Raw genomic sequence first — 15,852 nt, 5'->3', positions numbered from 1 at the left:
TATTGCAGAAAAACTTTTAAAAAAAAGTGAGTTAGAGTTTACATTTTAATTTTTCTTAATTAACCAAAGCTGTTCTATACTAGCCGCGCTTACTTATTTATTACTTTTGTTATGACCACACACTCCCAAGGTAACGCTCCGATCAGAGCGCTTGCCCTTCTCCCCCTTATTGTTTTTTTAGCCATTTTTTTAGGCAGTGGGATTTACCACACCGTGATTGGCACTGAACTTGCCTTTTACCAAATCAAAGCACCGATCGCAGCTCTACCGGCTATCATTCTTGCTGTCCTCATGTACAGAGGAAAATTAAATGCAGGAATAGACGCATTTTTTAAAGGGGCCAGCCATCCCAACCTGATATTAATGTTTATGGTGTTTATGCTTGCTGGTGCGTTTGCGAGTGTCAGTAGTGCCATTGGCAGCGTCGATGCCACGGTTCAATTTGGGCTTTCAATTATTCCTCCAGAATTCGTCTTTCCCATGCTGTTTTTCATCTCAGCATTTATTGCCACTGCAATGGGTACATCAATGGGAACCATTGCCGCTTGCGCTCCTATCGCTTTTGGTTTTACCCAAGTAACGGATATTGATACCGCACTGGCGATTGGCGCAGTCGTTGGTGGTGCGATGTTTGGTGATAATCTTTCCATGATCTCTGATACCACCATTGCGGCGACACGCAGTCAAAATGTGGAATTAAGAGATAAGTTCAAAGTCAATGTTTGGATTGCCGTTCCAGCAGCAATCATCACGCTCATTGTCTATATGATGTTTAATCACGCTGCTCAAGTAGTGGAATACCAAAGTTATAATTTTTGGCTCATTCTTCCGTATATCGCAGTCTTTGTATTGGCATTTACTCGCCTGCATGTGTTGGCTGTGTTAACTGTCGGTATCGTTTTTTCAGGTTTAGTCGGCATCGTGGTCCAAGCTGATTTTGGTTTACTCGAACTTAACAATAAGATCTATGATGGTTTCTTGGGGATGTTTGAAGTTGCACTTTTATCCCTCTTTTTAGGAGGGATTTCTGCCATCATGCAAAAAGAGGGTGGTCTAAATTGGCTGATTCAACGGATTTATAGCCTTACGCGTTTACTTAAAGTTGGATCTGAACGCGCAGGCGAAATTGGCATAAGTTGCTTGGTGGTTTTCTCAAACTTTTTTGTGGCAAATAATACCGTTGCGATTATTTTATCGGGTGATATGGCCCGTGAAGTGGCGAAAGAATACGGCGTAAATCCTAAACGTGCGGCCGCCCTACTGGATATTTTTTCTTGTGTTGTGCAAGGACTTATTCCATTTGGTGCTCAGTTGCTTTTGGCTTGTTCAATTGCGCAACTTTCACCTATCGAACTGATTGGCACAGTTTATTATTGTTGGATTCTAGCAATTATGGCGATTTTAGCGATTCTATTCCGCTATCCACGGATACAGTCGACTTAAGTGATTTGAGATTTTAAAAGGTAAGTTTCGGCTTACCTTTTTTATTAAGCTTAACCTTTCACTGAACTTCAATTCGCTGAAATTCTATTCACTGAACTTCGATTATCAAAACCTCTATTGACCAATACACTTTATTTTCGCACTTACTCGCTTTCACTCCTTGTCATTTTAAATCATTCTCTTTAATTATCTTGCATCTCTTTCTTTCGTTGTAATAGCGTCTGACCCTTGAATTTTTTATATGCTCTTGCCAAAGCAGACTGATCTGAATAGCCAAGTTGTACAGCAATTTCGGACAAACTGATTTGGTCAGTTAATAATTTTTCACATCGCTTCATTCGCTCTATTTCAACAATTTGTTTAAATGAGCTATTCACACTTTTTAATTGTCTTTGTAAAGTTCTCACAGACAAATAGAGCTCATCTGCGAGATCCTCAATTTTTGGTACATCTTGTTTTAATCTTAAATACTCAGCCACGATCAAATGTATTTTTTGATCAATCGATGCTTGCCGTGGTTTTGAGGCAATTGCATCTTCTGCTTGCTGGACCAGCAGTTGAATCAATGATGGGTCAGCTTGATGCGGTTTTAATTCTAAACTATCAATTTGAATCATGAGCCCATAGTCATTGTGATTAAACACCACTTCACAGGCATAAAATTTTTGATAATGGTAGGTTGAAATTAACGCGTCATGAGCGAAAAAAACTTTATGTAATGGAAATTGATCATGCGGTAAGATTTGCCTTGCCAACTGGATCATCATGGCATTGGTGATTTCATTAATCAGATTGAATTGTTCACTGATAAAAGGCCAATTGAGCAATAAAAATTGACCGTGTTGATGCATTTGCATCGGAACAATCTCATCACCATCAATCACTAAACGACTAAATCTTAAAATATAATTTAATGCTTCAGCGACACTGCCACTTCTCGATGCCATATATCCTAAAACACCAAAATGCTCAGGCTTTACCGATCTTGCCATTTCAAAAATAAAATTTGCTGGTGCAATGGACTGTGTAAAGGTGATTAGCTTTAAAAAAAAGCCATATGAGGATTGCTCAGTCATCGGTAATGCCAAAATCATTTTAAGCTGATGCAGTTCGTCTTGATCAAGTCGCGGATATATATCATCTACCATGACTTGATCATGTATATAGGTATGCCAAAGTTGAAAATATCCATTTGGAATTTTGATATCCTTCACCTGAGCGCTCCTTTTTCATTTTAATTTTGACATTGCATATTTTCATTTGACGTAAAATGTATAAAAAATGGCAAGAACTGTCAAAACAAAGTGATGAATGCCCGCCATACTGAATGCATCATAAGTGATTCAAGTAAAATAAAATGAATGCTTTCACTCAATACTCAGTTCAACCCGTGGTTCGTAAAGATCTCAATTTTAAATTGGATGAAATTCCACGCTTTTGGTTTGGTGGTGATCCATTTAAAACTCGTATGTTTGATGCTTTGAGTCTGACCTTTCCAGACGGCGAACGTTATTTTATCGAATCGGTGCGTTTATTTAGAGACAAAATTAAAGATCCAGATTTACAACTTCGGGTGACTGATTTTATCCGTCAAGAAGCACAGCATGGCATGGCACATGACAAAATGAACCAAGTGATGCGTGATCAAGGCATGCCTGTGGATCAATTCATTCGTATACTTAATAAAATCTTTAAATTCGAATTAAAGAATCGTTCACCGCAATACAATATTGCAATGACCGCGGCGGCTGAACATTTAACCGCACTGATGGCTGAAACTTTTTATAGCCACAAAAAAACGCTGCGTGAAGCACATCCCTATGTCCGAGCATTGTTGGCTTGGCATGCCATTGAGGAAATGGAGCATCGTGATGTCGCTTTTGATGTGATGAAGCAGGTTGGAGAGGTCCCTGAGCTGACCCGTAAATTTACTTTGGCTTTAACGACTTTTATGATGCTCAACTTTACCCTGTATCGGGCCAACGTTATGCTGAAATATGACGGCTTTAGTCGCATTGAGCGTCTTAAGCTCACATGGAATGGCATACCTTGGTTCATCGGACGTGATGGCATGCTCACCAAAATGAAATCTCAGTACTTAGACTGGTTTAAAAAAGATTTCCATCCGAGTCAGCATCCAATCATCCGCCAATATCAAACATGGATTGATCACTTAGAGGAAACTGGCGACCCTATTTTAGCGGGTGAGGCATTTTGGCAAGCTGGCTTAGAAGTCTAAAATACGCTGATCAAGTTTTCTAGAAAATCATGTGAGAGAACAGTATTACCATTTGGCGTAATGCTGTTCAAGTAAGCCTAATTCTTTCTCAAAATGAATCTTTCGACCGTCGTCGCAGACGATGCTGCCTGTAATTTTAGACTGCCACTGACTGAACTGACTTCCCACCATACGTAAATTCAGATTTTCATAACGACGCCAACCAGTTTCCACCGTTAAATTGAGCTTATCGTCAATGGAGCGGATGCACCATTCTGTCTTTGATTTCATCTCAAATAACACATCCGATAGTGCAAATAAATGTCCATTGATCCATAAGCAATTTTCATTACCGAAACTTTCGTTCACACCTGATGCCAAATTTAATCCAATACGATTATCCTCTTTGTCCCAAAAATTACACGACAGCCAAAACCACGCTGTTTCAGGTCTTAAAAAACCACATGTATCGTCAAGAGAAGCAAAAGTACGCGCATTAAATTCTATTTTTTGTTTTTGTTTATTAATAAAAAAGCCTTCAACAGCCAAAGTCGTCAACTTATGTGTATAGGTCCATCCATTGATACCCGTGGGACTACACATACTGAGCGGATCAGTTCCTGCACAAAAAATACGAGCTTTGAGAACATGTTCCCCATGTTTTGTTACAGAGATATACCGAACACCATTGGCTTGTTGGATATCTAAATTAAAGGGCGCACTGGTGAAATGGCTATGATTAAATAAAGGCTGTTCATCTAAAACCGTGTGGTGCGCCAAAACATTAATTGCATTCCATTCCTGCACTTGCTGTGTTTCATGATCAAAAATATAAATAAAACCATGACCTGCCCATGCGATATCGACGATAGCAATACCTATGCTGTATTGCTCATGTTGAATACTGCAAAATTTAAATTTCTTATATTTAAGCTTCTTACGCCAACTTTTTAAAGTTTTTCCATAAGGTGTTTTATAGACATAGCGTCCGATTGAAATTGCGCTGGGGGGTACATCGAAACGACCATAACGTGGTTGTCCATTAACTTGAATCAAATCCATTCGTAGTTTTTCCAGTATCCATCCATGCCAATATCCATCCATGAATAAAGTTAGACTAAAGTGTCGAGTGTTAAGAGTATCATCTATTTTAGATTTTTCTTAAACCGCACGATGTACCAATATTCTTATTCATTGTTATAACGGGAAAATTTATAACAGAAAAAGTTATAACAGAAAAACCCTGAAGAAGACCAGTCTTGGACTGGTCTTAACTTCATAAAATTTGAAACAAAAATATCATTCTAATGATGCTGTGAACCTACTTTATCGCATACGTCTACCCTTCACGCCCTACCATTCACCCGCGCCCAAAGCCTGACCGATAAACTCATAGCGTGGTTGAGAACGTGATAATTTAATCGGACACGCCAATTGAGGTTCTGTTTCGTTTGCACCAGCATGCACAGGCACATCAACCACCCAGCCGCGTTGTTTCGCCAAATTTGATGTCAAAGCTTCATCTAAACTCAACACAGGTTCTACGCAATAATCTAAAACAGCGAAGATCTCACGCCATTGCTCAAAAGTCTTTTCTGAAATTTTAGTTTGAATTGCCTGTTTAACCGCTAAGCGATCCTCCACATCAAAAGAGGCGCCTTTTTGCATAATGATCGGTAAATCTAAGGTCGCAGACAATCCAGTCATAAACTGAGGTTCTAAGCTACCAATCGCCAAATATCGGCCATCAAGCGTTTTATAATAATCGTAAAAAGTTCCGCCATTTAAATGTTCTTTTTCGGCCTGTTGTTTTTGAGACCCTGCTAAAACGGCAGCGGCAGCCATATTGTTTAGACCCACAGCACAATCCGTCATCGAAATATCAATATATTGTCCCAAGCCACTACGCTGTCTTTCGATCACCGCAGTTAATATGCCAATCACTGCATGGAGAGAACCACCAGCCACATCAGCGATTTGTATACCCATAGGAGGTGGCCCACTGTCAGCGCGTCCAGAATGTCCCGCTATACCCGACAATGCCACATAATTAATATCGTGACCTGCTTTGTCTTTATAGGATCCATCTTGTCCATAGCCGGTAATTGAGCAATAAATTAACCGAGGATTGATCTCTGCCAGCGTTTTATAATCTAGACCGAGACGTAACATGACGTCTGGACGAAACTGTTCGATCAAAACATCATATTCAGAAATTTTTTGTTTGATCATTTCTATACTTTTAGGATCTTTCAAATCTAAAGTAACAGATTGTTTATTACGGTTTAAATAGTTATGTGCAGTCGACTGACCTTGAGAATAAGGCGGTAAAATACGAACTAGATCTGGTCGTATTGGAGACTCTATATGAACGACATCAGCACCTAAGTCTGCCAAATAAAGCGTTGCGAAAGGACCAGGTAATAATGTTGAAAAATCGAGGACTTTTAAACCTTCTAATGCTGTTGTCATGATACTTAATACTCAAATTCTATTGATTTTTCGTTTATGATAGGAATATAAATCTATCCATACAATGTCATGTTCAGCCATTTACCTTGATAGTTTCGGCAATTTATGATGTAAAAGAGCAATTACTCTAGTGTAAATTGCTAACTATCTATTATTACTAGCGTCATTTAGGTCAAGAAAAAGTGAACATCAAAGAGACTGAAGGATTTAACATGAGCCGTGATACGATCAGTATCCATTTCGTAAATGCGGCACTAACGGGTGTTAAACGTCTAGGGATGGATGTGGATACACTACTTTCCCATGTGGGCATTGAAGCTGAATTACTTCGTCAGCCTAAAGCACGTATCTCACCTGAGCAATATACACGCTTTGTTAAAATGCTATGGATGGTGACCCAAGACGAACACGTTGGCTTTGATATTCAACCCCGTCGTTTAGGTACGTTTGCAATCATGAGTCAGCTCATCATTCATGCCAAAACATTGGGTGATGCCTTAGAACTTTCGTCTCAATTTTATAAATTATTTGGCGATGAATGGTCAGTAAGCCTAGAACGTGACAAACATGAAGCTAGACTTGTTCCAATTATCCCGAGAACTATGGATCCGGATCATTTCATCACTGAAAGTATGTTGATGATTTGGCATGGTTTATCGTCTTGGTTAATTGAACGTCGTATTCCATTAGAACGTGTACACTTTGCTTATCCACGTCCGCAACATGCAGACGAATATGATGCTTTATTCTTTGCTCCAGTGATTCAATTTGATTCAGCACGTACAGAAATTACCTTTGCTGCTGATTATTTAGATTTACCGATTCGCCAAGATGAAAATACGCTTGAAGAATTCTTAAAAGGTGCACCAGCTAAATTATTGGTGAAATTTAAGAATACCAATTCACTCACTTCCCGTATTCGTGAAGTGTTGAAGAGCCAAATTGGCGAAGAAATGCCAACTTTGAATGACGTTGCCGCGATGCTTTATTTGTCCCCTCAAACTTTACGCCGTCGTTTGGCAGCTGAAGGAAAAAGCTATCAAGGGGTTAAGGATGCATTACGCCGAGATGCTGCAATTCATTTATTATTGAATCCGTCTTTAAGCCTTGAAGATGTCGCACAGCAAGTCGGTTTTAGTGAAACCAGTACTTTCCATCGTGCATTTAAAAAATGGACAGGTGTTACCCCAGGTTTGTATCGCCAACTTCATGGTTATCACTAACTTCATGGGTGTCATTAACTTCATGGTTATCGCTAAGTAGCTGAGCTATTGATCGCGAATTACAATCTATTCGTGATCTACCTATTCGTATTCTACTCTCCGCGTTGCATTCAAAGCATCGCGGAATCTAAAGTTCAAGTTTTATTGATTGACTAACGGTTGATTTGAGTAAAGATTGCATCAAATAGAGCAGAACGAATAGGCTGTAATCATTCAAATTATTATGCGCAAAAAAGAATAAGCGGTACGGCAGAAGTCGTACCGTATTTTTTATAAATCCACGATTTTATAAAATCATGTATTGAAAACTTAAGCTTGATCGAATAGATCTAATATTTTCAAACCAAAACTCAATTTAGCTAAAAACTCGCTCAAGATTGAACTTAATTTGCAGCGTTTTTTTAAATTTTTCTTGGCTTATCACCATCAGAAATATAAATATAATAAATATTCATTATAAATAGCTTGAATAATTATTAAAAAGGTGTAGGATTAAATTAACTAGAAAAAAAGTTTTGTTTCGGTAAATCTTATATAAGTATCGCAGTTTTAGTCATAATCCTTCGTTTTTTTAGATTTTAAGTTCCATTCTTTATTATTTTCAAAGTTATCATTGGTCTGTAAGAAGACTTAAAATTATTAAAAATCTATAGGATTTATTATGTCAAACTCAGCTGTTGTTAAAGGTACTGTTAAGTGGTTCAACGAAACTAAAGGTTTTGGTTTCATTCAACAAGAAAATGGTCCTGACGTTTTTGCTCATTTCAGCGAAATCGCTAGCTCTGGTTTCAAAACTTTGCTTGAAGGTCAGCAAGTTGAATTCAGCGTTGCTCAAGGTCAAAAAGGCCCAAATGCTGTAAACATAGTTGCAATCTAAAGAATACAAACTGTGAAGGCCAAAATCTGATTTTGGTCTTATAGTGATAAAAAAGCCGACTTGTTCGGCTTTTTTATTTGACAAAATATCATAATGGTTTTTGTTATTTGCAATTTTAGATTTCTATACATCTTTTTAAATTGCCGAATTTCTCAGAAATCCCCCACGACTAACAATAATTAATAAAACAGGAATTTCATTACTCATCTATTCATCCTAATTAAGGATGATGCCCATAAATCATATAACTTTAAAAACATATCAAACAAAATATGAAAAACAAGATTGTCAGCATAATCCACAATGTAATTTCTAAAACTTTAACGAATCTTAAAATGACTTTAGATGAAGAGCAGATGTAATGCATTGGATTTTAGTATGCATCTCTTCAGTCCTGTGTGGTTATCCCCTCATTTGAATCGTTAAATTTCATAGCACTTTAGGTCGTCAGAAAAAATGCTTTCTTGAGCAACACGATAATCCATATTGGCAGAAATCTCCATTGACCTGATTCGTTCTTGTCATTGCACAATACATAAGATCAATTACACTCCAAAGCACCATAACAATTTTTAATTTATAAAAAGGGAATGCATATGAGCGAGGCCTATATCATTGATGCCATTCGCACACCACGCGGAAAAGGGAAAAAAGATGGTTCACTCTATGAAGTTAAACCGATTACTTTATTAACCACATTATTAAATGAACTCCAACAACGCCATCAACTCGACACATCAAAGGTCGATGATATCGTATTGGGCTGTGTGACTCCTATTGGTGATCAAGGCTCAGATATCGCAAAGACAGCAGCGATAGCAGCGGGTTGGAATGATGATGTTGCCGGTGTTCAGATCAACCGTTTCTGTGCCTCAGGACTCGAAGCTGTTAATTTAGCGGCTCAGAAAGTTCGCTCAGGCTGGGAAGATATTGTGGTTGCTGGTGGCGTTGAATCTATGTCACGTATTCCAATGGGTTCCGATGGTGGCCCTTGGGCACTCGACCCAGAAACCAATTTAAAATCGACATTTGTTCCGCAAGGTATTGGCGCAGATTTAATTGCGACTCTTGATGGTTATACCCGTGCCGATGTCGATGCCTTTGCTGCAAAATCTCAACAAAAAGCAGCTGCTGCACAAGCTGCAGGTCACTTCGATAAATCAATCGTGCCTGTAAAAGACAAAGCAGGTGTAACGATTTTAGATAAAGATGAATTTATCAAACCGACAACGACTGCTGAAGGTTTAGCTAAGCTCAATGCCAGTTTTGAAATGATGGGTGGCATGGGCTTCGATGCCGTGGCATTACAGAAATATCCTGAAGCGCAAAAAATTAATCATGTACATCATGCTGGAAACTCATCAGGTATTGTTGATGGTGCTGCGGTGGTCTTAATTGCTTCTGAAAAAGCAGTCAAAGAACAAGGTCTAAAACCACGTGCCAAAATATTATCAACAGCACTGGTGGGTACTGACCCAACCATTATGTTGACCGGCCCTGCTCCTGCTGCTCGTAAAGCTTTACAAAAAGCAGGTTTAACGATTGATGATATTGATCTTTTTGAGGTCAATGAAGCATTTGCAGCTGTGGTGATGCGTTTCATTACAGAACTCAATGTTGATCCAGCTAAAGTCAATGTAAATGGCGGCTCAATTGCTATGGGGCATCCTTTAGGTGCAACAGGTGCCATGATTTTGGGCATTCTACTCGACGAACTTGAACGTCAAGGCAAAAAGCGTGGTTTAGCAACCTTATGTGTAGGTGGTGGTATGGGTATCGCGACCATTATTGAGTTGGTTTAAGGAGAAGAATAATGAGTGCAATTCAATTTGAAAAAAATGCTGATGGCATTGTGATTCTGACCTTAGACTCTCCAAACCAATCTGCAAATACAATGAATTCGGATTTCCGAATCGCTTTGGAAGACACCGTCAATACACTTAAAAATGAATCTGGAATCACAGGAATCATTTTTAAATCTGCGAAAAAAACATTTTTTGCAGGCGGTGACCTTGATGAGCTGATTCAAGCCCAACCTGAACAGGCGCCTGAATTTTTCGGCATGATTCAAAAAATGAAAGCTGAATTTCGTTATATTGAAACTTTGGGCGTACCTGTGGTTGCTGCATTAAATGGTACGGCTCTAGGCGGTGGTTGGGAAATTGCTCTAGGCTGTCACGCACGTATCGCTTTAAATGATCCAAAAGCTAAATTTGGTCTACCAGAAGTTTCTCTCGGACTACTGCCAGGTGGTGGTGGTATCGTACGTATGGTACGTTTGCTTGGCCTACAAAATGCGTTTCCATTCCTTATGGAAGGAAAGCAATTTGGTGTGGATAAAGCCAAATCACTTGGTTTAATTCAAGATACAGCTGAGACAGCAGAAGAATTGATGGACAAAGCGATTGCATGGGTTAAAGCCAACCCTAAATCGCAACAACCTTTCGATGTCAAAGGCTATAAAATTCCAGGCGGCACCCCATCTTCTCCACAAGTTGCACAAGTTTTGGCGATTGCACCAGCGATGCTGCGTGACAAAACCAAAGGCTGCTATCCAGCACCTGAAGCAATCATGGCAGCTGCGGTTGAAGGTGCGCAAGTGGATGTTGATACAGCACTCACCATTGAATCGCGCTATTTCACTTACCTTGCAACAGGTCAAGTCGCTAAAAACATGATTGGTACTTTCTGGCACGGTCTAAATGCGATCAAGTCAGGTGCGAGTCGCCCGCAAAATGTAGAAAAATGGCAAGCGACTAAAGTGGGAGTTTTGGGTGCAGGAATGATGGGTGCAGGAATCGCCTATTCAACTGCAATCAAAGGTATTCAAGTGGTACTTAAGGATGTATCACAAGAAGCGGCGGATAAAGGTAAAAACTATAGTCAAAAACTACTCGATAAACGTGTTTCTCAAGGTCGTATGACGGCTGAAAAACGTGACCAAGTTTTATCACTTATTACGGCGACGGCTTCTGCTGAAGATTTAAAAAATTGTGATCTGATTATTGAAGCCGTATTTGAAAATCAAGAACTTAAAGCCAAAGTCACCCAAGAAGCCGAAAGTTTCTTGGTTAGCGGTGGAGTGATGGCTTCGAATACATCAACCTTACCAATCACCGGATTAGCGCAAGCCAGTAAAGATGCAAAAAACTTTATTGGTCTACATTTCTTTAGCCCTGTCGACAAAATGCAATTGGTCGAAATTATTAAAGGCAAAGAAACGTCTGCGGAGACTTTAGCCAAAGCTTATGACTATGTTCAACAGATTGGTAAAACCCCAATTGTAGTGAATGATAGTCGTGGCTTCTTTACCAGTCGCGTATTTGGCACCTTTGTTCAAGAAGGTTTACGCTTACTTTCTGAAGGCGTTCACCCAGCCAAAATTGAGATGGCAGCTTTAAAAGCAGGCATGCCTATCGGGCCACTTGCGATTCAAGATGAAGTGTCATTAACCTTATCTGAACATGTTGCAACTGAGACACGTAAAGCGCTACAAGCAGAAGGTAAAGATTTGCCGCGCTCAGGTGCAGATGATGTCATTGAAACCATGATCCATCAATTTAACCGTAAAGGTAAAGCTGCTGGATCAGGATTTTATGACTATCCTCAAGATGGGAAAAAGCAATTATGGGAAGGTTTAAGCCACTGGAAAAAAGACAATGAGATATCCGAACAAGAAATCATCGATCGTTTATTGTTTGTGCAGTCTTTAGATACGTTGCGTTGTCTGGAAGAAGGCGTGCTCGAATCTGTCATTGACGGTAATGTTGGCTCTATTTTTGGTATTGGTTTTGCGCCTTGGACAGGAGGTGCTTTGCAGTTCCTGAATCAATATGGTTTAAGCAAAGCAGCAACCCGTGCCAATGCTTTAGAAGCAAAATATGGTGTCCGTTTCAAAGCACCGCAGCTTTTACTGAGTAAGGCTCAATCTGGCGAAAAAATTTAATTTTTTCATTTTATAAATCCTCTTAAATAAAAAAACCTCTCAAGATGAGAGGTTTTTTTTATTCTTAGATTCATTAAGTTCTAAATGAATATTCAAATGTATTATTCGCCTGAGATTATTAGATCACTTTCATAATTCGAAAAATGATGATTGAGTGACCATAAATTTATACCTTAAAATCCCTTCTCCCTTTGGAAGAAGGTTAGGATGGGGGAAAACTCATGATGAGTCTGTTATATGAATAATGACTTTTGAAAGAAGGCTATTGATTAAGAATTAAATGTTTGACCAATGGGAAATCCTTTGAATGGTTTAATTTCCTTGAGTATAAACATACTTTGCATTTCCTTTATCCCCGGTAAGCGTCGAATAATCGACATCGAAAAATCTGCATAAGTATCTAAATCAGTGGATACGACTTGCAATAAAAAATCAGCATCTCCGCCTATGCTGTAACACGCCACTACATTCTCAAGTTCCAATACTTTTTCTTCGAATTTTTTAGCCTCAACCTCACTATGGCTGTCTATAGAAACCCGAATAAAAACCATGACGCCTAAATTTAGTTTTCGACGATCCAATAAGACGCCATAGCCTTTGATAATTTTCTCTTCCTCTAGTCGCTTTACCCGCCGCCAACATGGTGATGCAGACACGCCTATCTGCTCAGATAATTGTTGATTGGTCGTTCTTGAATCTTGCTGTAGAACTTTTAAAATTTTTTCGTCAACGCGATCTATTTTCATTTTTGAAATTTTTAACCCCAATTTAAATATTATTATTATTTTTATACCCCAAATTTATAAATAAAGGGAAATAATAGATTATTTTCACCCTGCGTTTTGATTGAAAATCATAAAAATTTGAAGAGAAATCAAAATGCTTAATCTAACAACTCTCGGTTTATATATCGTGACTTTAGCTATCGCGGCACTCATTCCTGGGCCAGGTATGACTGCGCTCATTTTTACCACCATCAGCGGTCAATATAAAAATGGCTTCTTTATGCTGCTTGGGCTGATCACAGGCGATCTCTGTTATTTAGCCATTGCGCTTTTCGGCCTTAACTCAATCGTCAATCTGATTAACCCGACCCTTGGTTTTCTATTCATCTGCTGCGCGTGTGCGTACTTGTACTATATCGCCTTCAAATTATGGACCTACAAAGAAGATTTATTGAATACATCGGAATCAAGAAATCATTCTCAAGGTCATCAAGTATTATTTTCAAATTATTTGAATGGATTTAGTCTTACACTGAGCAATCCTAAAACCATGACTTTTTACCTTGCATTGGTTCCGAGCATTTTTGGTCCAAGCTTAAGGTTATCTCCTTCAGCATTGTTCATCTTAGCTATACTCACCATCAGCACTTTATTGATCGTCGGTGGTTTTTATATTCGCTCAGCCTTTCAAATGAAAAATCTTTTGAGTACAAAAAAATACCAATCTATTTTTTTAAAGTCGATTTCATTGGTCATGTTCTCGTTAGCCACTCAACTGATGGTGAACCAATTTATTACTTATTTTTAAACAGTTCTTTAAAGTAATTTTTAAAATGATTCTTTTAAATACGACTTTTATGCACACCACAATTCAAAACGAAATACAGGCAGAAAATTCAAAAAATAAAATCCTTAATAAAATTAGGGCTATGTCTTTTTAATCGGTTTTATCGCCATAATGTGCTATAAAGTTACACTATTAAAGATGCAATTTAACTGTTTGGTATATACCTATGACTGATCTATCTACTCCTGAAAAATCACCTTGGGGTTGGAAAGCCTTAATTATTGCGATCATTTTAAGTATCATTTTTATGATTATTTTTTATGCTGCAATTACGAACGAACCCGACTATATGCCAAGTCAAAAAAATAAAGAGACCAGTCAACACCACGCTTTTAAAAACTCTCCAGTAATGTCACAGGAAGCATTAGCAGAAGCTGAGAAGCAAAAGCTCGCACGTGAAGCCAATACTGCAACGCCATCTGGCGTTACTGCTCAAGAACATCATATGAGTGCAGATGAACATGCCACAATGTCAAAAGATCATGCTGAATCCACACATGATGCGGCGCACAGTAATTAATACTGATGTCAAATGTGCATCGTAATGCTTTAGTGGTTGAAGGTGGTGGCATGCGTGGGGCTTTTACCTGCGGCGTGCTTGATTCATTCTTGGAGCATAACTTTAATCCTTTTGATCTTTATGTTGGTGTGTCCTCTGGCTCGACCAATGTTGCCAATTATTTGGCAGGTCAACAGGGTCGCAATATCGAGTTGTATCTAGATCACTCTCTACGTCCCGAATTCATTCGTTATGGTCGCTTTTTTAAAGGCGGTGATCTCTTAGATATGAGGTGGATGTGGGATGTGGTTGAGCGCGAAAACCCACTAGATCAACAGGCTTTATTTAGTAATAATCCCGATTTCTATACCGTGCTCACCCATGCACAAACAGGATATGCTGAATATTTACGCGCGAGTCAAGAGACTTTAATCGAGGCTTTACGTGCATCAAGCTCTATTCCGATCTTGACGCGTCAGGCAGTTAATATTCTGGGTGAACCCTATTTTGATGGTGGCGTTGCAGATGCTTTGCCTGTGCAATGGGCAGCTCAACAAAGCAATGTAAAAAACCTTTTGGTGTTGCGGACTCGTCCTCAAAGCTATTTCAAAGCCAGCTCAAAAGGCGATCAGTTTCTCGCTAAATATTTCGTAAAAAAGCATCAAGGTTTTGCTTCAAGCTTAAAAAATCGTTGTACGCGTTACAATGAAGCCGTCAGTTTTGTTCGTCAATCTATTCAGAATACGTCCGCTCAACGCATTCTCGAAATCTGTCCGCCAAATGATAAGAAACTTGCAGGTCGTTTGTGTAAAGATAAAAACAAGCTGCAATACACTTATCAGATCGGGTTAGAAACAGGTGCTCAAGCCATTGAGCGCTGGAACAGTGAAATCATTTGAACATGATTTCATTTTTATAAGTTTGAAATGATGCGATCCAAATCTTGAAAATGATGCAAATTTTCATTTGATAATTGAGACACTTTGCTCGGATCTGGATGAAAAAAAATAGTTTTCATCCCAGCTTTTTTTGCACCATGAATATCTGCAATTTCATTATCTCCAATAAAAACACAATATTCTGCTGTTGTTTTAAGTTGCAAACATGACAGATTAAAAATTGCTGAATCTGGTTTTCTTATAGCTATAGCCTCAGATACCAACACGCTATCAAAAAACTCATTTAATCCTAAAGCCTTAAAGTTATTTTCTTGGAAAGGTGATTTACCATTCGAAATTAATCCTAAACGATAACCTTGGCTGTGTAAGCTCTTGATCACTTGAGTAACACCATCAAAAGCAGTTGAAAACTGATTAAAATCGTGAATATAACTTTGGAGCAAAGTATCAACTGAATACGCTAGAGAAAACGCTTCGATTAATTTTGCATAAACGATATCTTTCCAGACTGAACCATGATTATCGAGTTCAATAAACATGTTTTTAAACTCTACCTTCTGTTGTTCAGGCACCATTTTAAAAAAATCAATTTGCCAATCTAAAAATTTTTCTAAAGATGTTTCTCGATCTAACAGCGTTTGATCTAAATCAAAGATCACAGCATGGATGTTTTTATTTTTGGCCATCTTCACTCACTTTATAA

At 38.6% G+C, this 15,852-nt stretch carries 14 protein-coding genes; 9 read left to right on the top strand and 5 right to left on the bottom strand.

All coding sequences use genetic code 11. The features are described 5' to 3' along the window. Positions 1-111: 111 nt before the first annotated feature. Complete coding sequence (locus V5M36_RS03240) at positions 112-1,443, top strand: Na+/H+ antiporter NhaC family protein (protein WP_338561978.1); 1,332 nt, start codon at positions 112-114, stop codon at positions 1,441-1,443. Positions 1,444-1,625: 182 nt separating this feature from the next. Here V5M36_RS03240 and V5M36_RS03235 read toward each other — a convergent pair whose 3' ends face one another. Further along, on the bottom strand, positions 1,626-2,657 hold the full coding sequence (locus tag V5M36_RS03235; protein WP_338561976.1) for a helix-turn-helix domain-containing protein: 1,032 nt from the start codon (positions 2,655-2,657) through the stop codon (positions 1,626-1,628). Positions 2,658-2,800: 143 nt separating this feature from the next. On the opposite strand from V5M36_RS03235, the gene V5M36_RS03230 reads away from it, so the two are divergent. Further along, the gene (locus V5M36_RS03230) at positions 2,801-3,682 is read left to right on the top strand and encodes a metal-dependent hydrolase (protein ID WP_338561974.1); all 882 of its coding nucleotides are present in this window, start codon (positions 2,801-2,803) and stop codon (positions 3,680-3,682) included. Positions 3,683-3,727: 45 nt separating this feature from the next. On the opposite strand, the gene V5M36_RS03225 is transcribed toward V5M36_RS03230, so the two are convergent. Then, on the bottom strand, positions 3,728-4,723 hold the full coding sequence (locus V5M36_RS03225) for a DUF2804 domain-containing protein (RefSeq protein WP_338561971.1): 996 nt from the start codon (positions 4,721-4,723) through the stop codon (positions 3,728-3,730). Between the two features lie 291 nt (positions 4,724-5,014). Beyond that, on the bottom strand, positions 5,015-6,133 hold the full coding sequence (locus tag V5M36_RS03220) for a CaiB/BaiF CoA transferase family protein (protein ID WP_338561969.1): 1,119 nt from the start codon (positions 6,131-6,133) through the stop codon (positions 5,015-5,017). Between the two features lie 212 nt (positions 6,134-6,345). Between V5M36_RS03220 and V5M36_RS03215 the strand changes: the two genes are divergently transcribed. From V5M36_RS03215 to V5M36_RS03200, 4 genes are all read left to right on the top strand, one after another. Continuing rightward, on the top strand, positions 6,346-7,356 hold the full coding sequence (locus V5M36_RS03215) for an AraC family transcriptional regulator (RefSeq protein ID WP_338561967.1): 1,011 nt from the start codon (positions 6,346-6,348) through the stop codon (positions 7,354-7,356). Positions 7,357-8,017: 661 nt separating this feature from the next. Further along, positions 8,018-8,233, top strand: coding sequence for a cold-shock protein (locus V5M36_RS03210; RefSeq protein ID WP_338561963.1), 216 nt, complete (start codon positions 8,018-8,020; stop codon positions 8,231-8,233). Positions 8,234-8,829: 596 nt separating this feature from the next. After that, complete coding sequence (locus V5M36_RS03205; RefSeq protein ID WP_338561962.1) at positions 8,830-10,035, top strand: acetyl-CoA C-acetyltransferase; 1,206 nt, start codon at positions 8,830-8,832, stop codon at positions 10,033-10,035. A gap of 11 nt (positions 10,036-10,046) precedes the next feature. Next, positions 10,047-12,179, top strand: coding sequence for a 3-hydroxyacyl-CoA dehydrogenase NAD-binding domain-containing protein (locus V5M36_RS03200; RefSeq protein ID WP_338561960.1), 2,133 nt, complete (start codon positions 10,047-10,049; stop codon positions 12,177-12,179). 269 nt (positions 12,180-12,448) lie between these two features. Here the strand turns inward: V5M36_RS03200 and V5M36_RS03195 are convergent, their stop codons facing one another. Then, the gene (locus V5M36_RS03195; RefSeq protein ID WP_338561958.1) at positions 12,449-12,925 is read right to left on the bottom strand and encodes an Lrp/AsnC family transcriptional regulator; all 477 of its coding nucleotides are present in this window, start codon (positions 12,923-12,925) and stop codon (positions 12,449-12,451) included. A 133-nt stretch (positions 12,926-13,058) separates the two neighbouring features. Between V5M36_RS03195 and V5M36_RS03190 the strand changes: the two genes are divergently transcribed. The 3 genes from V5M36_RS03190 to V5M36_RS03180 all read left to right on the top strand — a co-directional run bounded on the left by V5M36_RS03190 (position 13,059) and on the right by V5M36_RS03180 (position 15,149). After that, on the top strand, positions 13,059-13,712 hold the full coding sequence (locus tag V5M36_RS03190; protein ID WP_338561956.1) for a LysE family translocator: 654 nt from the start codon (positions 13,059-13,061) through the stop codon (positions 13,710-13,712). Between the two features lie 205 nt (positions 13,713-13,917). Further along, entirely contained in the window at positions 13,918-14,271 is a 354-nt protein-coding gene (locus V5M36_RS03185) for a hypothetical protein (protein WP_338561954.1), read from the top strand. Positions 14,272-14,276: 5 nt separating this feature from the next. Next, the gene (locus tag V5M36_RS03180) at positions 14,277-15,149 is read left to right on the top strand and encodes a patatin-like phospholipase family protein (protein WP_338561952.1); all 873 of its coding nucleotides are present in this window, start codon (positions 14,277-14,279) and stop codon (positions 15,147-15,149) included. Positions 15,150-15,163: 14 nt separating this feature from the next. Here V5M36_RS03180 and V5M36_RS03175 read toward each other — a convergent pair whose 3' ends face one another. Beyond that, positions 15,164-15,835, bottom strand: a complete 672-nt coding sequence (locus V5M36_RS03175; RefSeq protein WP_338561948.1) for an HAD family hydrolase — start codon at positions 15,833-15,835, stop codon at positions 15,164-15,166. Positions 15,836-15,852 lie beyond the last annotated feature (17 nt).

It is taken from the genome of Acinetobacter sp. KS-LM10 (genome assembly GCF_036896575.1).
In the GTDB taxonomy this organism is placed as follows: Bacteria; Pseudomonadota; Gammaproteobacteria; order Pseudomonadales; family Moraxellaceae; genus Acinetobacter; species Acinetobacter avistercoris.
Note: the sequence above shows the minus strand (reverse complement) of the source record. Positions and strands in the feature narration are given on the sequence as shown.